Annotated in this window: 16 protein-coding genes; 10 read left to right on the top strand and 6 right to left on the bottom strand. The window is 34.9% G+C overall.

Features of this window, described 5'->3' with window-relative positions:
- The first annotated feature begins 1804 nt into the window (after positions 1 to 1804).
- The 10 genes from CLW00_RS19740 (at position 1805) to CLW00_RS19695 (ending at position 13167) form a co-directional block, all read left to right on the top strand.
- Positions 1805 to 3235 carry a helix-turn-helix transcriptional regulator gene (locus CLW00_RS19740; RefSeq protein ID WP_106135438.1) on the top strand — a complete coding sequence of 477 codons (1431 nt, stop codon included), beginning with the start codon at positions 1805 to 1807 and terminating at the stop codon, positions 3233 to 3235.
- A gap of 327 nt (positions 3236 to 3562) precedes the next feature.
- The gene (locus CLW00_RS19735) at positions 3563 to 4990 is read left to right on the top strand and encodes a helix-turn-helix transcriptional regulator (RefSeq protein ID WP_106135437.1); all 1428 of its coding nucleotides are present in this window, start codon (positions 3563 to 3565) and stop codon (positions 4988 to 4990) included.
- Between the two features lie 626 nt (positions 4991 to 5616).
- Positions 5617 to 6009 carry a helix-turn-helix transcriptional regulator gene (locus CLW00_RS19730; RefSeq protein ID WP_106135436.1) on the top strand — a complete coding sequence of 131 codons (393 nt, stop codon included), beginning with the start codon at positions 5617 to 5619 and terminating at the stop codon, positions 6007 to 6009.
- A 36-nt stretch (positions 6010 to 6045) separates the two neighbouring features.
- Complete coding sequence (gene aqpZ, locus CLW00_RS19725) at positions 6046 to 6732, top strand: aquaporin Z (RefSeq protein ID WP_106135435.1); 687 nt, start codon at positions 6046 to 6048, stop codon at positions 6730 to 6732.
- 122 nt (positions 6733 to 6854) lie between these two features.
- Complete coding sequence (locus CLW00_RS19720) at positions 6855 to 7205, top strand: hypothetical protein (protein WP_106135434.1); 351 nt, start codon at positions 6855 to 6857, stop codon at positions 7203 to 7205.
- 120 nt (positions 7206 to 7325) lie between these two features.
- On the top strand, positions 7326 to 9155 hold the full coding sequence (locus tag CLW00_RS19715; protein WP_106135433.1) for a PAS domain S-box protein: 1830 nt from the start codon (positions 7326 to 7328) through the stop codon (positions 9153 to 9155).
- A gap of 12 nt (positions 9156 to 9167) precedes the next feature.
- Positions 9168 to 9734 (top strand): FHA domain-containing protein, encoded by a 567-nt coding sequence (locus tag CLW00_RS19710; protein WP_106135432.1) that lies wholly within the window; start codon positions 9168 to 9170, stop codon positions 9732 to 9734.
- A gap of 2 nt (positions 9735 to 9736) precedes the next feature.
- Positions 9737 to 10495 (top strand): RDD family protein, encoded by a 759-nt coding sequence (locus CLW00_RS19705; protein WP_106135431.1) that lies wholly within the window; start codon positions 9737 to 9739, stop codon positions 10493 to 10495.
- 4 nt (positions 10496 to 10499) lie between these two features.
- Positions 10500 to 12017, top strand: coding sequence for a serine/threonine protein kinase (locus CLW00_RS19700; protein ID WP_106135430.1), 1518 nt, complete (start codon positions 10500 to 10502; stop codon positions 12015 to 12017).
- Position 12018: 1 nt separating this feature from the next.
- On the top strand, positions 12019 to 13167 hold the full coding sequence (locus CLW00_RS19695) for a PP2C family protein-serine/threonine phosphatase (protein ID WP_106135429.1): 1149 nt from the start codon (positions 12019 to 12021) through the stop codon (positions 13165 to 13167).
- A 250-nt stretch (positions 13168 to 13417) separates the two neighbouring features.
- Here the strand turns inward: CLW00_RS19695 and CLW00_RS19690 are convergent, their stop codons facing one another.
- The 6 genes from CLW00_RS19690 to CLW00_RS19665 all read right to left on the bottom strand — a co-directional run bounded on the left by CLW00_RS19690 (position 13418) and on the right by CLW00_RS19665 (position 20898).
- Positions 13418 to 14287, bottom strand: coding sequence for an alpha/beta fold hydrolase (locus CLW00_RS19690; protein ID WP_170073252.1), 870 nt, complete (start codon positions 14285 to 14287; stop codon positions 13418 to 13420).
- 113 nt (positions 14288 to 14400) lie between these two features.
- Positions 14401 to 14976 carry a Crp/Fnr family transcriptional regulator gene (locus CLW00_RS19685; protein WP_106135427.1) on the bottom strand — a complete coding sequence of 192 codons (576 nt, stop codon included), beginning with the start codon at positions 14974 to 14976 and terminating at the stop codon, positions 14401 to 14403.
- Positions 14977 to 15396: 420 nt separating this feature from the next.
- Positions 15397 to 15966 (bottom strand): porin family protein, encoded by a 570-nt coding sequence (locus CLW00_RS19680; protein ID WP_106135426.1) that lies wholly within the window; start codon positions 15964 to 15966, stop codon positions 15397 to 15399.
- A 59-nt stretch (positions 15967 to 16025) separates the two neighbouring features.
- Positions 16026 to 16229 carry a hypothetical protein gene (locus tag CLW00_RS19675; RefSeq protein WP_106135425.1) on the bottom strand — a complete coding sequence of 68 codons (204 nt, stop codon included), beginning with the start codon at positions 16227 to 16229 and terminating at the stop codon, positions 16026 to 16028.
- Positions 16230 to 16482: 253 nt separating this feature from the next.
- The gene (locus CLW00_RS19670; RefSeq protein WP_211300233.1) at positions 16483 to 20313 is read right to left on the bottom strand and encodes a sensor histidine kinase; all 3831 of its coding nucleotides are present in this window, start codon (positions 20311 to 20313) and stop codon (positions 16483 to 16485) included.
- 153 nt (positions 20314 to 20466) lie between these two features.
- A complete protein-coding gene (locus tag CLW00_RS19665) occupies positions 20467 to 20898 on the bottom strand; it encodes a hypothetical protein (protein WP_106135423.1) in 432 nt (143 codons plus the stop codon).
- Between the last annotated feature and the right edge of the window lie 73 nt (positions 20899 to 20971).

Genomic DNA, 20971 nt, shown 5'->3' with positions numbered 1-20971 from the left:
CCCTGGTCAGGTAGCGGGTACGTACTTCTATATTTTCAGAGGGACGGACAGGACAGGCAGGACACATGAGTTCAAAGGCTGGATCCAGGTGGTCAGGGAACAGGATTAAAGTGAAATGAAGGATTGACCAATAATGGAAAGTAAAACTGCCGGGGGTGAAAACTCTCGGCAATTTTTGTATCCCTAATCAAGCAAACAGACATCTACTTGTTTTTTGATCAAAATAGAGAGGGAGTTTTTCATTGAAATATTCAATTAAAAATCACATACTAGATCTACTTTAAGGGTATTTTTAAATATTTATCTAATAAAATATTAGGTGAGTAGATATGCGTAGCGAAAAAATCGCAGACTGGGATATAATGAATTATTTTTACATCATCACTAATAAAGATTCTGTTTTACAGACTCAGAATCTGGTCGCCCGTTGGTTGGTGTTATAGGAAAAATAAAATATTCGACTCAATAATAGTTTTTGCTTTGTGTAGTATGTGTCAAAACACACTGATAGCAGTTTCTTTATTTAGTCAAAATATGTTTAAAAAGCTTTGCATGATTGCAATTTACATAGGATATATACATTAACGTTGTGTATGATTTAAATATTTATTTCAATAGATGCGCATAAAAGATGCACTGAATAATATATCAATAACAGCTGACTTTAGTACTCAAGAAGTTTTAGTGGGTTTATATATTTACAAGCTATGTTAAATTGAAAAACCGAAGATGGTTCTACGTATTACCCGAAAGGAATAAAGAGTTTGGGGGCTTCGACATTTTTCAGGCAGATTCCAAGGGTGATGGAATATTTTTTAACCTAATTAATCTAGAAGCCCCCATTTTTTCTCTAAATAATGATTTTGTATTTAAGAAGGTAAGAGATGGTTTTAACTTTGAAATATGGAGTTTAAGAAGTTAGATTCTATGGGTAAGGAGTTGTATTTAACTCATTGGGAAAACTAGCGCGATGTTATTTTTCACAATATCTGCTACATCTCCTACTGGACAGACCATTCAGTTTTTTCAAATGCTTGATATTTTTTTGATGGATTGGTTAGAAACAAGTTGTGCTGGCAAATTCAGTTTCTGCCGATAATGGCACAATAACTCCTTCTTCGGGACCGTGATTAATGGAATCTGTTGATGAATTTTCATGGGTAGTCTTAGGTGCTAGTTCATTGATAGATACGTTCCCTTGTCCCAAAACTATAAATGGAAATATAAATATGAAAATGAAGATTATAATTTTTTCATGATAAGTTCAAATAAGAGATTGTAATTGTAAAAAGGAAAATTTTCGATAAGGGACCTAATTGTGGGGCCGTTCCTCTTCAGGTTCTTATTGATAAACGATCTCCATCCTAAAAATTGATATCCCAAGATATTGTAAATGTCATTGATCTTGAATTATCTAAAACTGATGCCAATACTGTAATCAATATAAAGAGTGACTAATGGCTTTTCTCATAAAAATAGCTGTAGAAACATCTTCAGCAAGATTTTGACTAATGTTTGATTTATCACTCTAATCTGCTAAATAGATTTAAAGACAAAAATGAGAATCATGCTTTATTTAAAATTTAACTTTCAAATTTATAAAAATGTACTTTTCAACTTAAAAAAACATTTATATGAGCTCTAAAATTCAATGAAATTTGTGATTTCCATGTTAAATTAAGAGTAAATAATTTCTGAAGGAGATTTATTAATTATTGGTTCTTCTATTTATGGTATCCATGCTCTGTAAATTATGAACTCGGTGTTTTATATTGTTAATTAATGACTCAATTTTTAAAGGAGTATGATGAAAATAAGAATACTACAGTTTTTTTTAATAGTAACACTACCAGTCTGTCAGGTAAAATCTCAACCTCTTGACCGTGAAAATATTTTTAAGGAAGTTTTAGCCTTTAAAACAGAAGGAAAGTATGAAGAAGCTTTAAATTTTCTTTTGGATTTACTGAGTCTTGATGAGGCAACGTTAGCTGAAAAAGAGAGAACTTTCGCTAAATTGGAAATGGCTAATGTAATGTGGATCATTCAAAAATACGATGAATGCCTTTACTATCTTTTGGAGGCTGAAAAAGATTTAACAAGGTTCGAAGATGCTGATTTGAGTTATAAATTGAATCAGGAGTATGCCCAATATTACTATAATGTGGGGCTTGTAAATAAATCCTTGGAAAAGAGTTATGAGGCACTAAAATATATTTTGAAAATTCCAGAAGTGGACGATTGGCAAAGGAAACTTAGGTATCTATACGGTTCAATGGCTTATAGATATTTGAGAGCAGGTATGCAGGATTCAGCTCTCAATTACATATATAAGGCCCAGAGTCAAAAAAAGTATCCTATGGAAACATTGTTTCTGTATAATCACCACCTAAATAAAAATGTATCCAAGGACTCAATTGATTTTTACTTTGAAAGAATAAAAAAAGATAGTCAATCTTCAACGAATACCCTGCATGATAAATTTTTTGCAAATATTGGTGTGATTAATTATTATCTAAAAAATGGTCAATTTGAACAGGCATTCCCTTTAATTGAAGAGGCTATCGATGTGGCAGATAGAATAGATAGACCAAGATTTATCATATTTGCATATTATGCAATGGTTCGATATTATAAAGGGATAGGAAATGAATTTATGGAACTGCATTATTCGTTAAAGTTAAATGAGGCAAGAGCTTCACAGAGTAATGAAAGGCTAAAAGGATTTACTTTGGCATTTGAAACTACTGAAAGGTTAAGTAAAGAAAGAGAGTTGGAAATCAATGATAAAAATAAAAAAACTCTGTTAATGCTATTGTTAATGTTTTCTTCATCAGGAATTTACCTTTTATGGGTAATTCAAAAGAGAAAAAGAAAAATAATTCATTTCGAACAAAACTTGGATAGAATGAAAGAAGAGCGAGTCCAGCTAGAAAGGATGGTTGACTCATCTTTTGAAGAAGTGATAAAAATGGCTAAGAATAACGATCCTGCTTTTTTGCCTTTATTTAAAGAATATTACAATACTGTTTTTGTCAAACTCGACAACTTGAATCCCCCTTTATCGAATGAGGAGTTTAAGCTATGCGCGATGATCTATCTTGATTTTTCTACTAAAGAAATCGCAAAAAGTACTTTTGTACAGGTGAAAACTGTTCAAATGAAAAAATATAGACTCAGGAAAAAACTGGATATAGACTCCTCATTAGACCTTTCTGATTGGGTTAAAAGATTATAGATTATTTTAATTTGTTAAAAGCAAAATATATACTTAAATATTTTGCTTTTAGAGTTTGGATAATTTGAAATCAATGTTTGATTATGTTTTTTAATAATTTACTTTGTTTTACTTTTAATTTACATTTTTGAACTGGGTTTTCTATTTTAGTAAAAAAATCAGTAGAATAAAATTCAAGTTTATAGTTATGATTTTAGCGATGCCTTACCCGTTTTAATTACAGTTACTGAATAAGTGTATGATTGAATCAACCAACCTTTATATATTCTGTTGATTACCAATACTTATTGAAACTAAATTTTTAAAAAAAAATTATAAATGTGAATAATGAAAATAAGATTACTACAGTTTTTTTTAATAGTAACAGTACCAGTATTTCAGGTAAAGTCTCAACCTCTTGACCGTGAATATATTTCTAAAAAAGTTCTTTCGTTCAAAACTGAAGGAGAGTATGATGAAGCTGTTAACTTTCTTTTGGATCTACTGAGTCTTGATGAGGCTAAATTAAATGAAAGAGAGAGGACATTTGCTAAATTGGAAATGGCTAATGTAATGTGGATCATTCACAAATACGATGAGTGTCTTCACTATCTTGTTGAGGCTGAGAAAGATTTGAAAAGATTCAACGATCCTGATTTGACTTATATATTGAAACAGGAGTATGCTCAATATTACTATCAAATAGGGCTATTGGGTAAATCATTGGAAAAAAGTTATGAAGCCGTAGAAATAATTTTGAAAATACCAGACGTTTACGACTGGGAAAGAAAAGTGAGGTATGTGTATGGCTCCATGGCTTATAGATATATGAATGTAGGAATGATTGATTCTGCTCTCCATTATGTCTATAAAGCTCAAAGCCACATGAAGTACCCGATGGAAACGGTGTTTTTATTTAATTATCATTTAAACAATAATTCGCCAAAAGATTCAATTGATTTTTACTTTGAAAGAATAAAAAAAGATAGTCAATCTTCAACTAATACTATCCATGATAAATTTTTTGCAAATATTTGTGTAATAGATTATCATCTAAAAAACGGTCAATTTGAACAGGCATTGCCTTTAATTGAAGGGGCAATTGAAGTAGCAGAGAGAATAAATAGACCAAGATTTCTCAAATCGGCATATTTTTCAATGATTCAATACAATAGAGGGGTTGGAAATGAATTTATGGAACTAGTTTATTTGTCAAAATTAATTCAAGCAAACGTTCTATTAAATGAAGAAAGGCTAAAAGGTTTTACTTTGGCACTTGAAACTACTGAAAGATTGAGTGAAGAAAGAGAGTTGGAAATTATTGATAAAAATAAAAAAACTCTGTTCATGCTTTTGTTAGTGTTTTCTTCATCTGGAGTATACCTTTTATGGGTAATTCAAAAGAGAAAAAGAAAGATAATTCTTTTCGAAGAAAACCTGGATAAATTGAAAGAAGAGCGAGTCCAGCTAGAAAGGATAGTTGAGTCATCTTGTGAAGAAGTGATAAAAATGGCTAAGGATAACGACCCTGCCTTTTTGCCTTTATTTAAAGAATATTACAATACTGTTTTTGTCAAACTTGACAACTTGAATCCCTCCTTATCGAGTGAGGAGTTTAAGCTATGCGCGATGATTTACCTTGATTTTTCTACTAAAGAAATCGCAAAAAGCACTTTTGTACAGGTGAAAACTGTTCAAATGAAAAAATATAGACTCCGGAAAAAACTGGATATAGACTCCTCAGTAGACCTTTCTGATTGGGTCAAAAGTTTATGATGTTTTTTAAAGTGCATACTTCATTTTGTTAAATTATCCATAGCAGATTAAGAAAGATATCGTATTGGTTCTTATACGTTTTTTTCAATCTCTAACAATCTTCTAGGCAAACTAACCATGATTTAAGTCAAATAAAATAGGCGGTAAAGAATTCTCTCTATTGGAGTAACATACATTTTATTAACTTCTAAGGAACCTTCATTTTTTTATGAATTTATACAGTGCTTATCAATATTTGAAATTCAATTTTTTAAATCTGAAATTTCATTGTCAAATATGTCAAATTTCAATTAGAGCCTTATCTTTTACTATTTGTTTACAGTTTGATGTTAATAATTTTTAAGAAATTATTGAAAATTATTTGTGTACAGCTTTTTATCAAAATATGGCTCTATGTCATTTTAAGGCTGTTTTTTTAGTGATTTATGGTGTGTAGTACCTTTGTAGGATGTGTTTTTTTGACCTTTTGTACAGTTAATCCTTCTTTTGAGTATCACAATCAAACAAGAGTGTTTAATGTGATTTAGCGGATTTGATTTTAATGAATGGGCTGATCTAAAAAGATCAGTCTATTCATTATGATTCAATAATTGATTAAAGCTTCTGTCTATTTAAAATCTAATACTATGATAAATAATTATGCATCTGTAGAAACCTACAATGGAATCAAGAGGCAAAAATACAACTCGGAAAATTTGAATCAGTCTTTCGAAAATAAATCCTGGGTAAAATTTCTTTTACAGGAAGGTAATGGAGGATTGTTTATAACAGAATTCGTAGAGAGATATCCAAATTTTGTATTAAAGCTTGAAACTTTAATTCCGGATTTAAATTCAATGGATTTTAAAATATGTGCTCTCATGAGACTTGATTTTTTCACCAAGGAAATAGCTGAACTGACATATAGTACAGTAAGAGCTGTAGAGTCAAGGAAGTACCGCATAAGGAAAAAAATTGGTGTTGAATCTCATATTGACTTGAACCTTTATATGGTTCAGTTAATCAAGGAGGACTACTAAATCAAATAAATACAAAAATAATAGATAAGAGGTTTTATGGTCAAAAAATTACTTGCAGAATTTATAGGTACTTTTTGGTTGGTTTTTGGGGGTTGTGGAAGCGCTTTGTTTGCTGCAGCTTACCCTGAACTAGGAATAGGTTTCCTTGGCGTTTCATTAGCCTTTGGTTTGACAGTTGTCTCTATGGCATACGGCCTTGGTCATATATCCGGTGCACATTTAAATCCTGCAGTTACCGTAGGCCTATATATAGCGGGAAGACACCATATTAGAGAAGCTCTACCTTATATGCTTTCCCAAATATTAGGAGCTGTGGTTAGCGCATCGCTACTTTATTTTATTTTATCAGGAACAGGATCTTTTATTGTCGGTGGTTTTGCCTCCAATGGATATGGTGACCTCTCTCCAGGAGGATATAGCCTAGTCTCTGTATTTGTAGCCGAAGCTGTGCTTACTTTCTTCTTTTTGCTAGTAATTATTGGAGCTACAGACAAGCTAGCCCCACAAGGTTTTGGAGGGATAGTTATTGGTTTGACTTTGACATTGATTCACTTGATCAGTATTCCCATTTCAAATACCTCTGTTAATCCAGCAAGAAGTATAAGTCAAGCATTATTTGCAGAAACAGAAGCTTTGAGTCAATTGTGGGTCTTTATAGCAGCCCCAATTTTAGGGGCAATACTCGCCGGAATAGTCAGTAAGTACTTATTTGTGAAAGATTAAAACCAATGTTTAAAAGATGTTGAGATGTAATTGTGTAAGGATTTAGGATTTTTTACAACCAGAATTCAAATACATCTGTGAAAAAATTTTTGAATAGTGGTGAGAATTTAAGTTGGAGCGAAATGAACAGAAATAAAGAATATAATATGGAACTACCAGTGATCAATTATTATATAATCGAAAAAGACAGAACCTTAGTGAATATAATAAAGAAAGCACTCTCTATGGAACGATACAGGTGTTTAGGTGTCAGTGTGGTCCCTGAAAATGTCGACAACAAAGTGGATAAAATAGATACTATACCTGACATCTTCTTTGTGGGGAATGTCAAAAATGATTTGGAAGTAATTGATAATATTTCGAGAACTTATAAAAAATCCAGGGTGCTTAGGATTTATAGTAAATCCAAAATCTACAAAAAAAACATCCCAACAAACGAAAATATAAGACAGGGGAATTTCCTTATTTTATAACATTGCGCAAGTAATTGGCATAAAAGCAAAATTGAAGTTTTGCAAAAATTGACTTTAATAATTGTGTATGTGAATCATTATCATTAAAAATAAAAATATCAAACCTAAGCCTTAGTAGTTATGCTTGTGAAAGGATCTTATACAAAATCAACATTACTTCAGCTTTCAAAGGCTGTTGTAATTGTTGATTTGTCGTCAAATAAGATCCTTTTTGCAAACACAGTATTTACCGAATTATTTGGATATGAAAAACAAGAATATCAAGGGTTAGAATATTGGAAACTTCTTGCTCCAGAAGATCGCAAACGTTCCAAAATTAAGTTTTTGTCTAGATTAGAAAAGGATCGGAACGGGGAAAAATTTCGAATTTGCACCAAAAATCAACACGTGTTTGTTGTTGAAGTAAAAAGGTTTTTAGTTGATTTTGAAGGTAAAGTTACTTTGTTTGCCGAATTTTCCGAAATACCCCTTCAAATAAAGAGGCCTAGTTTTTTGGATGATGTTGAGAATTCATTTTATAAGTTCACAAATAATGCTGATGAGATTTTCTGGATTCAAAATCTGGATCAATCTCAGCTCATTTTTGTCAGTAAAGCCTTTGAAAATATTTTAGGAAGATCAAGAGAAAACCTAAATCCGGATAAGAATTTTCTTGAAAGTTATGTACATCCTGATGATATAGGGTATTTCTTAATGAAAATGGATGAATACAAAACTCAAGAAAAAGTAGATTTTGAATTCAGAATTTTAAAACCAGATGGGACTATTAGATTTCTTTATGCCAAGTTTTTTAGAATAGGTAATTCAATTGGTCAAATTGAAGGTAATGCAGGGATAGCCATAGATATAACCTATAAAAAACAATCTGAAAGTGCTTTTATAGGTAGCGACATTTGGTTCAAAACTATTTTTTATAATGACATATCTTCAATGTGTCTTTTTGACCTTACATCCGGTAGGATTCTGGATTCGAATAAGGCCGCTGAAACTTACTTTGGATATTCAAAACAAGAGTTTTTGAAATTATACATTGATGATATTTTAGAAACTAAAAATGGATTTAATGAAGTCATTAGTTTAGGCAGCAACAATAATAAGCAGAATTTAAAAATCAAAAGCAAAAAATCAGATCATACCATACACGATATTGAAGCGTTTTGTAGTTTGATTGATATTAATGGAAGAGAATTGGTATATATTATATTTCATGATTTCTCTGTGAACCAAAAATTCAAACAAATTGCTGAAGCTCAGGATTTCATGTTAAAAGAGCTCGTCTGGGATCAGTCACATGCTTTAAGAGCTCCTCTCGCCAAAATATTGAGTTTGTTATCGTTTTTGAAATGTAAAGATTTTAGAAAAATATCTGAAAAGGAAGTCATAAATGAATTATTGAGTAATGGGCTTGAAATGGATAAAGCCATTAAAGAAATATCAGATAAGACCATAAAAATTAAAAATCTTGAGCAAGATTTTATTCAATCAGAAGATTTTAAACCTACCTTAAACCTTGTTGATTTCAATTTGATTTTGGTTGATGACGATAAGCTAATTCATCTTATGAATAAGCATGTAATTTCTAAAAGTAATTTTCATTCAAGTCCAATCAGTTTCCTTAATGGTAATGAAGCTCTTAAGTATATAAGGGAAAACCAAAATTCCGAAAAACCATTTTTAGTATTTTTAGATATTAATATGCCTGAGATGAATGGCTGGCAATTTTTGGAAGCATTAGAAAAAGAAAAGTTTAATTCGCTAGTTTCTGTCATTATGCTCTCTTCTTCTGTAAATATTGAAGATAAAATAAAGTCAAAAGATTATAACCCTGTTTTAGGCTTTTTGAGCAAACCTTTAAAAATACAAGACTTGAACAGATTGCCCCTGAATACTGATGCTAGGAGTTTTCATACAAATCTAAATGAAGTAGTTTCAAGTTGTCATCAATTTTAAACAACGGAACAAATGGCGAAAAGTACAATTCACGAAGGAAGTTTTAATCCTAACGAAGAAAACCCTTCAAAAAAGCATACCAAAGTAGAAGGATATGCAGGCACAGTACAAAGTGCAGACGACAGAACTATTGTCGGCTTTTTAATTTCCTATTCGGCAAACGAAAAAGGTGATTTTTGGGCATTGCGAGAAGGAAAAAATGTAATCGGTTCTTCTAATGACTGTACTATTCCACTACACAGTCCTACCGTTTCCAATATTCACGCAATTATCAACACACGTAGAAGTCAGAATGATAACCGACTTATGGTAGTCATTACAGACCAAAATTCTACAAATGGCGTGTTTGTGAACAATCAAGATGTTGAATATCAGCCAAGAGAACTCAAAGACCGAGATAAAATTAAAATCGGTGATTTTGAGTTGCTTTTGTTGCTTGTGGACAAAATTGCCTTGTCCTTGTTCACTAACGAAAAACTTGCTCAACAACAGGTAAAAGTTCCTAACGAGCAACAAAGTTTTTCCTCACCCTACGACTTCTCTGTCAATCCGTCCAAAAAACTTACAAAACCCGAATAGTTATGCGTAAAATATTTATCATTGGTAGAGAACCCGCCTCTCAATATTTGACAAATGGCGAAATCCCCATCATTATTGGTGATACGCCTGAAACTCAGCACGTACACAGAACACATTGCCGAATTACGATAGAAGGCGATGGAACTATTTTAGTTGATGACTTAGCACCTAACGGAAACGGTGTTTTTGTGAATAACCAAAAAATTACACAAACCACAGAAATCAACGAACACACAAGCCTATCGTTAGGAAAAACTTATCGTTTTTCGCTAATGCACCCTACTATCCAAAATCATATTAGGGCTGTTAAGTCTGTTATCACACCACCCAAACCAAGTATTGAGTATGCGGGTTGGTGGCAACGATTTGGCGGTGCTTTGTTAGATAGTTTGTTTGTGGGTTTGTTGTTATTACCTTTCTCTATCGTCTATAGTTTATTGGTTGCAAGTTCAAATAATCCACTTGTGATTTTGATAGCCTTGTTTGCCAATATTATTGCAGGCATATTGATTACGCATTTTTACATTGTTGTTCCTACACACAAAACAGGTACAACCTACGGCAGACGCATTGCAGGAGTACGTTATTTAGACGCTGAAAGTATGCAAAACCTTAGTATTGGGCAGATTTGGGGACGGGAATTAAGTCGTATTCTTTCCTATCTCATTTTAGGAATTGGCTACTTAATGCCTCTTTGGACTACCAAAAAGCAAGCCCTTCACGACACCATTGCAGGTACTATTGTGGTAAAAAACAACTAATCAAATGGCTGAAATTCAACTTATTGGTAACAAAGGAACTTATATTTTTAACCCTCACGAACCCAAAGCCAAAAAAGGTGAAGGAGGAATGGGTATTGTGTATTTGGGTAGGAATATACACACCCAACGGAATGTGGCTATCAAAGTAATTTGGAAAGAATTAGCCAACAATCCAAGAGTAATTGAAAGGGCTATGCAAGAAGGCAACTTACACATAGAACACCCCAACGTACTCAAAATGCTTGATTTTGTAGAAAAAGATGGGGTGTATCATATTGTAAGTGAGTTTTTGGAAGGGCAAAGTTTGGAAGACTTTTTACAACAATACGGAGCAGTCAATCCCGACTATGCTACTGAAATTATTGTAAAAGTGTTAGAAGGTTTGGCTGTGTTGCATACGCATCAACCACCAATTATTCACAGGGACATCAAACCCTCAAATATTTTTTTGTGCAATGACGGCACAATAAAAATTATGGATTTTGGTGTAGTACGCATTTCAGACGGTAAGCGAAAATCTGTTACAGGAATGGGAACTGTAATTGGTACGCCTCATTATTCCGCCCCTGAACAAGTGCAAGGTGAGCAAGACAAGATAAATGCAACTACCGACATTTACGCAGTAGGGATTACGCTATACGAAATGCTAACAGGCAACCCGCCTTTTAACGCCAATAGCGAATTTGCTACGCTGAAAATGCAAGTAGAAAGTCCTTTGCCACCTAATCCAAAAATTAGTCCGCAATTATTCAAAGTTGTTCAAAAAGCCACAGAAAAAGCACAAACAAGACGTTTTCAAAGTGCAAGAGAGTTTATTAGTGCTTTACAACAAAAAAACACAACCGTTGCAACACACGGCACAATCGGAATTGTTAGTTCGTCAGGCTCAAATAATTGGAAAGTTGCCACCATTATTTTAGGCATTATTCTATTCATTTTGGTTGTTCTAAGCATTACACTTGCCAACAAAAATAGTTCTCTTGAAATGGATAGGGATAGATATTCCGAATGGTATTACACCGAAAAACAAGAGAAAGAAAGATTAGAAAGCAAGTTAAATACTCTCAAATCAAATATAGAGGGGATAACTTTAAGGGCGGGTAAAACTAACACTTCTGGGAATAGTGGTTTTGATAGCAACTACAAGATGTATTTCAAAATACAGCACCCGATTTTGTTAAAAAACGTTTATGTTCGTTCAAATGCAACAGGTGCCATAAAAATTATGCTTTATAAGTTAAATGGTGATTTTCTGTATGAAACAAGCAACATATCTATATCTACCGCACACGATTGGAAAAATGTAGAGTTGAACTTCCCTATTCGTGAAACAGGGGAATACTACCTCACATTTAAAGGGAATGTTCCACTCTTCTATAATAGTAGTGATTTTAACTACGCTGAATATAGGGCAAGAGGGATTTTTGAAATAACAGGTTCAGGAACAAACAATAAGGAGCCTTATAATAAATCATACTATCAATATTTTTATGATTGGGGCTTTTCACTTTTAACAGAGTAGAATGATGCAAAACTACATTCAAACACAGATTTCTGATATTGGCGGAAGGCAAGAAAACCAAGACTTTGCAAGTTTTAGAGGAACCAAGTTTGGTTTTTTAAGTGTGGTTTGTGACGGGATGGGCGGAGCAAAAGGTGGAAGTTATGCTTCTCAATTAGCCTCTCAAATTGTTATTGACGACATTACCAATTCGGCATCAGACGACCCACGCAACGCCTTGCAAAATGCGGTACAAAAAGCCAATTTTGAAGTTTTTAGAGTGTCTATTAACGATAGCAAATATAAAGGTATGGGAACAACTATTACCGTTTTATTGCTCACCCAAGAAAAAGCCTACATTTGCCACGTAGGAGATAGCCGAGTATATCAGTTCAGAAAAGGACAAAAAATTTACCGCACTTACGACCATTCTGTGGTATTCAGAATGTTGAAAGAAGGTATTTTGAAAACCGAAGAACAAGCCCGAAATCATAGCAGAAGTAACGAATTATCAAGGGTTTTGGGTATTCAGCCTTTTGTGGATATAGAAATAGCGGAAGTTACCTACCAAAAAGACGATATTTTTTTACTTTGCACAGACGGTATTTGTGGCGAACTTACAGACGAGCAAATAGAAAATATTGTCAGGCAAAACACCATAGTTGATAATTTGGCTAATACCTTGATAAAAACAGTAAATCAAACTTGCTTTGCCAAAGGTGGCGGACACGATAATTTAACGGTTTCATTGGTGCAAGCAAAGACTAACTCAAATATAATAACAAGCCAAGCAAAAAATAGCAACTCACTCATTTACATCTCTTTAATGATAGTTTTTTTTATTATTTTTGTGGGTGCATTACTGAGTAACGAATATTTGAGAGTAAGACCTTTACAAATGCAGAACGAAACTTTCAAAAAGACCTTAGACAGTTTAGGCGTGAAACCAACAGAGAAAGAAACAAAACCACCTATTACGCCACTTGATAGTTTGCAAAAAATCATCAAAATCAAATCCGACAGTTTGCAACAAGTTACAACCGACTTGAAAGACGTAATAAAACTTGTGAAGGAAAAAAAGTGGGCAGAGTACAACAAAAAATTGCAAGAGATACAACCCACGAAGCCGAAAGCAAGTGCAAGCGAAGCAACCGAAGGACAGAAAAACTGATGACAACATTGGCTTGGCGAAAAGCGGGGCTGATGTGCTAATTTGTAAGGTAGTGCTTTTTATTTACATTTGTGCTTGCTTGATAGTGGTGCTTTTAAATCCCCGCCTTCGCCAAGCCTTGTTCGATCAAGAGGGCAAATTTGAAACTGTTCGATTTAATATTTCCCACTTTTAATGGTAAGTATTTTGAATACACTGACACCTTAGAGTCTTCTACCTGCTTTAATTGTTTTGTTCTTTGATCTAGATATCATTTGTTTATCAATCTCCTTATGGCAGCTATCACTTTTACAGGCTCTTCCTCTTGTGGGAAATGCCCGGAATCCTCTAAATGAAATACAGAACTTCTAGGGAAACCGAATTTGAACTTTTCAAGGTTTTTAGGTGAAATGATTGGGTCGTTCATGCCCCAAATAAACCCCACAGGCTTGCCTTTTAACAACTGTCTTTGCTGCCATAGCGATTCAAACCAATCTTGATCATTGAGTAAAGATTTGGCAAAAGCCAATGGACCATTTCTTTCTGAGGCTCTTGTAAAAGGCTTGATGTAATGCTTTAGAGTTTTTTTGTCAGGTTTATGATCTCCATAAGATTTTGGAAGAATAAATCTAGGAGAAAAGTTGAGGTACTTGTATATAAAGGGTAATATGGGACTTCTCAGAATCTTTACAAATTTTTCATATTCTTGGTCCCCTTCACTACTCCAAAGCCAGGAGTTAAGTACGATAATGTTTTTCACCAAATCGGGATGCCTCAGGGCAAAATGAAAGCCAATCGGACCTCCAAAATCGTGTAAAACCAATGTGATGTCTTTATAGCCCTTTTCCAAGATAAATTTTTCCAAACTCATAGAGTGGTTGAAGGTGCTGTAATCATACGATTTCGGTTTGTCCGAAAGCCCAAAACCTATATGGTCAATCGCTACACATTGATAGTCAGTACGGAGGTCTTTGATGATTTTTCTCCAGTCAAAACTCCATGAAGGTGTTCCATGAACGAATAAAATCAACTCTCCCGTACCTTCATTTATATAGTGCATTTTCTGTGAATTGACGGAGAAGTAATTAGAGGTAAATGGGTATTTTTCCCTGTCTAACCATGAATTTTGTGCTTGTGCCATTGGGTAGTATATTGAAAGTGACAATAGTATTAAAAGTGTTTTAGCCATTGATTCTGTTATTTCTATGGCAAGTTGTCACCAAAAAAGTCAAAGAGTGTTGGTGTAAACCAATTTCAAATTCTAACAGAATTATATAGTTTACTGAAGTTAGTGGCGTCAATATTTAAATAAGAAGCCAGGTACTTATGTGGCACAAGTTGCAGTAAATGAGGGCTGCGATGACAAAAAGTACGGAATCTATCCTCGATGTTGTCAGTCTGTAGTTCTAAGTGTCTTGAAAGCACCCCTGCCAATACAGCCTCGGTCATTTTTCTAAATAGCCTATCCAGTTCATGGTGCTGATCAAAAAGGAGGCTGAGATCATCGTGCTTAATTGCCAGCATTTCACTATCGCTTAAACATTGGAGGTGATAGTTGGAAGGTTTTTGGAAACTGAAGGAATCAGGAATAGCACAGAAGTCAGGAGGGTAGGTAAATGCCATGACATAAGTTTTTTTTGTATTTTCATAAAAAGCCATTTGAACTCCTTTTTGTACAAACAAGAGTTCCTTCTGAATTTCTCCTGGGTTTATAATGAAATCCCCTTTTTTGAACCTTCTCTGGGTCAGTTTCTCCTCGAAAGCGGCATATGTCACTCCTGTTAATGGTTGTATCCTAGACAGGTGTTGTTTTAGTTCTGGGAAATACATGAGAATTTACTTTGGTTGAAAATGAGTAAAGCTGATTTAGTCTTGGAAATTAAAGTTAGCATTACGCTTGGGTTTAAAAAATTTCCTCAACTCTGCAGCAATTATGCTGAGCATCCCTTATTTCTTTAAGTATATCCGCTTTCATACCAGTAGAATCTAAATAATAGAATTAACCTGTGATTTCGAACCAATAGCAAGGGCAGGTATCTATTAGTATCCCTTTACCAATAGACCTTCGTTTAATTGATTAGTGGCATGATTGCAGATAATTATAATTTCTTTTACCGAAATCAATATAGTAGAAAAAGTATAGAGAAATAGCTACGGTGGCCAATAGAAAATCTTAATCATGAATTGATTATGGCAAAAAAATACCTGCCTAAAATTGAAATTAGGCAGGTCATTAAATTTTTGACGAATTTAATGTTTGTGTTTGAACAAGTAGAATACTCCTAATTGAAAACCTCTGTTTTTGTAATCCAGCGATGTATTTTCAGAGATATTAGTAAGGCCATGATTGTACCTAGCATCTACTCCAAACCCTGAAGGCGGATGTACATAGCTTGCACCTATTCCAAGACCCCAATCCATGTTTTTATAATTATCTTTTACATTAACAGTTGTATTTCCAGCCACAGTATTAGCGGTAGCTAATATGCCAAGTTGGGGACCAGCCTGTAGTCTAAATCCATTATTAAACATGTATTGTAAAAGTACCGGAACGTTGATATACCCCAAATTGAGGTTATTGTCTGTGTTTCCAATTTTTCCACCCTGCATAGAATAGTAGATTTCGGGTTGAAGGCCAAACTTTTCTGTCAAATGCACATGACCCAGCAAACCAAAGTGTGCTCCCAGTTTTTGGTCAAAGTTGCCACCGTCAATATTGAAAGCATTTAATCCACCCTTTAGACCAATGTTTACATGTTGGGCTTGAAGTGTAGAAGTCATCATGATTGCGCAAAGCAATCCTATCAGTTGAAATTTCATATTTTTTCTAATTTTAGTGTGGGATATTTAGTAGTGCGGTCAAGAAAAAGAGTTTTTTATTATTTCTTTTCGTCCTTGATTTCGATCTCTACTTTTTTTGTTTTGACAGAACCACCGTTCTTACCAATTTTGATTTGTGTATCGGCTTCCTTGTCCGCTTTGACTTCAGTTCTGATCTCCGTTTTGGTTTCTTTTGTTGTTTTGTCAGTACATCCAAAAGCCATTGTCAAGGCAAGAATTCCTACTACTGCTAATGCTTTCATAATTTGGATTTATATAAGATGAATGTGTCAGTAGTCAAATAATGTACCAAACATTATTTTATATGTAATAAAAAAATAAAATAAAATATTACAGAGTGTAAATAAATAAGTTTATTGTAATAATATATTTGCTTTTTGCAAAGAGTCAGTTCATTAGGTGTCTCTAAGGGTTCATTGGAAGGGGAAAACATATCTACGATTCTGGAATTTTAATATCCACTTGGATCATTGGGTATTTTTAGTGTTTTCTTAATTAAGAGAGAGGCAAATGAATGATAAACTCAGTTCCATTATTCTCTTGGCTAACTTCACTGTTTTCCAATAAACTTACCACCCTGATCTCCCCTCCATGCGCCTTTACAATATCATAAGATAATGATAATCCCAGTCCAGTTCCCTCGCCAGTTGGTTTGGTAGTGAAGAAAGGCTGAAAGATTTTGTCTTTGATGGCATCGGGAATGCCGGGACCATTGTCTTTGACTGAAATCTCAACCTTATCGCCAAGGTTTTTGGTGGAAATGGTGACAAGTGGCTTTAGACCTGCCCGGTTTTCTTTGTCGTTGTTAACAAAATCTGGTATATCTTTTATCGCACTAGTACTTCGACTACTTTCAGCACAAGCCTGAAAGGCATTGTTAATCAGGTTGAGCAGCAACCGACCGATGTCCTGTCTTACAATCTCAATTTTTGGTAAAGCAGGATCAAAATCTGTTTGGGTTATTCCCGTAAAATCCTTGTATTTGTTTTTAAAGCTTTGGTAGGCAATTTTCAAGTATTCCTCCGCCAAGGTATTGAGGTTAGTCAGTTCCTTTTTACCTGAACCAGTCCGACTATGCTCCAGCATCCCCTTGACAATGGCATCCGCCCTCTTGCCGTGGTGGTTGATCTTTTCCAAATTCTGCTTAATATCCTCTAGAATCTCATCCTCGATTTCGTCCTCTTCTGTCCTTGGTCTTGACTCTTGATTCTTGGATCTTGACTCTTTCATCTCTTCCACCAACTCCGTACTCACCTCACTGAAATTATTCACAAAATTCAAAGGGTTCTGTATTTCGTGAGCGATTCCAGCGGTCAATTCTCCCAACGAAGCCATTTTCTCAGCCTGGATCAGTTGGGCTTGAGTTTTTTGAAGTTCATTATATGCCTTTTCAATTTCTTTAGCTTGTTCCAGTTCTTTCTGTTGAATTCTCTCCCTTTCTTTTCGGATGGTACGGCTTTTTTGAATATCGTGTACTCGTTTTATGATTGCCAGAATAATTAAAAAATAGATCAAATAGGCCCACCATGTACGATGTATAGGAGGAAGAACAGAAAATCTGTAAATAGCCTCCTCGGACCATTCTTTTCCATCTCCTTCTGATGGCCCTGTATATCTTGAAATAACTTTAAATACATAATTCCCTTCTCTGATATTCCCGAAAGTGGCACTGGTTTTCTTAATAGCAGGACTCCAGTCTTTGTTATACCCTTCTAGAATATACCGGTACTCCATTAAGTTGGGCCTGACCAACTCATCTGTACCAAAATCTATTGTAATCTGATTTTGAGCATATGGCAGGGTTAGATTTTTAGGAAAATTTTCAAATCTTCCAATTTCCGAAAATTGAATTTTAGAGTATTCTTTACGTTGTGATTCTCGCTCCTCAGCAGTGAGTTCCCTCCCAAATACCCGAACTTCATCAGCAAGGAATTCACTGATTTTTGAATTACTGTTTACATTTTTCACATCGGAATTACTGTGCAGTGACATCCAACTGATAGGTTTTTCATAGATGCTGATGTTTTTTATTTTGGTGACGGGCTTTTTTTTCTTTTTTCTCAAAGCTTTATAATTCATTTTTACCAAGCCTGTTTTATCACTCCCATTTCCTGCCCAAATATTCCCCTGACTGTCTATAAAGGTTCCTTTGTTGACATCTTTGATGGGATATCCATTAGATGTGTTGTAGTACTCTAATTTTCCTCTCATTTCTTCGAAAGGAAGGGCGACTACTTGTGCTGGAACAACGGTAAAACCTCTATTGGTACCTATAAAAATGTTTCCGGTTTCATCTTCCAACAAATCATAGACTGTATCATCAATCAATCCCTCTCTTGTCGTAATGGCTTGGAAAGTTTCACCATCAAATCTTGAGACCCCACCGCCTTGTGTGGCAAACCACAAGTTTCCGATTTTATCCTCTAAGATGCTCCAGACGATGTCATTGGAAAGTCCAACCTCAGTGGTAAAGTTCGTAAAAGATTTTCCGTCAAATTTGGAAATACCTCCTCCACCTGTACCTATCCAAAGATTCCCTTTACTGTCTTCTATGATGCTGTAGATATAATTACTGGCCAAACCCTGATCTGTGGTAAAAGCCGTAAATCCTGACTCATTTTCGGGCAAGATATTCCAATCAAATTTCACCAGACCACCACCGCCGGTGCCTAGCCATAGGTTGCCAAACCTGTCTTCTGTGATGGCATAAATGATATCGTTTTGCAAACCATTTCTGGTGTTGAAAGTGGTTATGCTTGATTTGTTGTTGCCTGAAGACATTTCTTTGTAAAGTGCCAGGCCACCACCTCCTGTCCCAAACCAAAGCTGATCTTTTTTATCTTTAATAGCGCTGATTATCAGAGGGTGGGGGAGTCCCTGATCAGTGGTGAAATTTGTGAATGATTTGCCATCATACTTTGAAACACCTCCACCATCCGTTCCAAACCATAAGTTGCCATCTTTGTCTTCAAGAATGCCATATACCCCATTTTTAGCCAAGCCAACATCTGGAGTGAAGTTGGTAAAAGCAGCACCTTTATAAAGTGCAACACCACCTCCGGCTGTTCCAAACCAGATATTGCCTGACCCATCGACTGAAATACTGTAAATTACGTCTTTCGGCAATCCCTGAGCAGTAGTATAATTGGTGAAATTCTTTCCGTCAAATTTTGAAACTCCATTTCCGCCAGTAGCAAACCATAAATTGCCCTGTAAGTCCTCTTTGATATCCCAGATATCATTGTGACCAAGCCCATCTGCAACTGTGAAGCTGGTGAATTTTCCTTTCGTATTCAGATCATCACTCTCTTGGTACCTCGAAACACCACCACCATTGGTGCCAAACCAAATATTTCCTGCTTGATCTTGGGCAATACAATGAATTGGGTTTTCAGCCAAACCATCTTCAATAGTGAAGTGCAGGAAATTAGCACCGTCAAATTTTGAAACTCCATTATTGCCTGTTCCAAACCAGATAAAACCATTTTTATCTTCTGCAATTTTTATAATTGAATTAGCCTGTAAACCATCTTCTTTGTTAAAATTGACGAAATCAACGCCATCATATTTAGATGCGCCACCATTGCCCGCTGCTATCCAAATATTGCCTTTACTGTCAGGGGTAATCCCATAAACCACATCATTGGCTAATCCATCGGTTTTGGTTTTAGTAGTGAAAGAAAATCCATCAAAAATAGATAGTCCTCCTCCTTCCGTTCCAATCCAGATGTTGCCTTTTGCATCTTCTGCCAGGCAATGGACCAAATTGTTTGATAGACCATGTGCCGTGGTAAAATTGGTAAAGGATATTCCGTCAAACTTCGAAATCCCTCCACCCCAAGTGCCAAACCATAGGTTTCCTGAATTATCCAGCAAAGAAGATGTAATGTTATCCAGTCCTAAACCATCGTCAGTGGTGAATACGGAAAAATGGGAAATTCCCCCGTCTCCCAAGTAATAATAGTTTCCTTCGGGATCTAAAATTGCTTCTCCCTTTTCATTTTTAAGAAATGCTCTTTGGATTACTGTAGGTGGGGAAATGGTTTGGGTTTGTTTTTCTTCATCCTGATAGGTGTATTCTTCCTTTAGGCTGGTAGGTATATATCTTGGAACAGGGTGTTGGAATTCATTGATCCAAACCTTGCGGGGTTGAATTGAATCATCGAGACTGTCTAAATATCTGCTACTAGGCGAGGGGATCGTTGTCAGTACATTATTTTGAGGGCTATCCGTTTTGATACTTCCTTGACAAGAGATAGTAAAAACCAGAAAGCTGAGAAAGCCCAAGGTTGAGTATTTTAATTTGCTGACATCAACTTTGAACATAATACAAAAAGCTATTTTTTCAGCAAGCATATCTTTAATGTTGGATCACAGGTGAATATAGAACTTGAACTTTAAGGCTTATCACTTTCTATTGTCTGAGGCTTAATTCAAAAATATTCGGTCAGAAAACACTGACCGAATAGGTATTCCTAATTAGTTTCTGATGATGATTCTTGGGGGTGATTGGCCTCTTGCGTAGGTCATTGATTCATGAACAAAGACAGTATAGGCAAAAGTGCCTGTTGGACTATTTGCTGATACTGCCATCACAAGTGGATTGCCCGCCCTTACTTCTCTTGTTTCATGACCAAAAATACGTGTGTCAGGAAAAGCAAAAGAAGCACTAGAGCCTTCAACTACCCACCTTATGCGATCTCCTCTTCTCAAGGTGACATCACTTTTAGAATTGTCTCCTTCAAGCACAACACGCCACTCATCTCCGATGATTTTTACGACGACTCTATATTCCGTTCTACCCTGATCAGTTTCAGGTTGGAAAAGCTCACTGACATTTTGGAAGTCTTGACTAGAAAAGAATAGTAGGGGACTTAGCAATACAAAAACTAAAATTTTTTTGAAGTACATAATCTGTGTATTTAGGTTAAAGATGGATTGTATGATCTTTCATTCATTATGAAATATTGAGAAAATCTATTGT

Origin of the sequence: Mongoliibacter ruber (assembly GCF_003003005.1) — a bacterium.
Taxonomy (GTDB): Bacteria; Bacteroidota; Bacteroidia; order Cytophagales; family Cyclobacteriaceae; genus Mongoliibacter; species Mongoliibacter ruber.
Note: the sequence above shows the minus strand (reverse complement) of the source record. Positions and strands in the feature narration are given on the sequence as shown.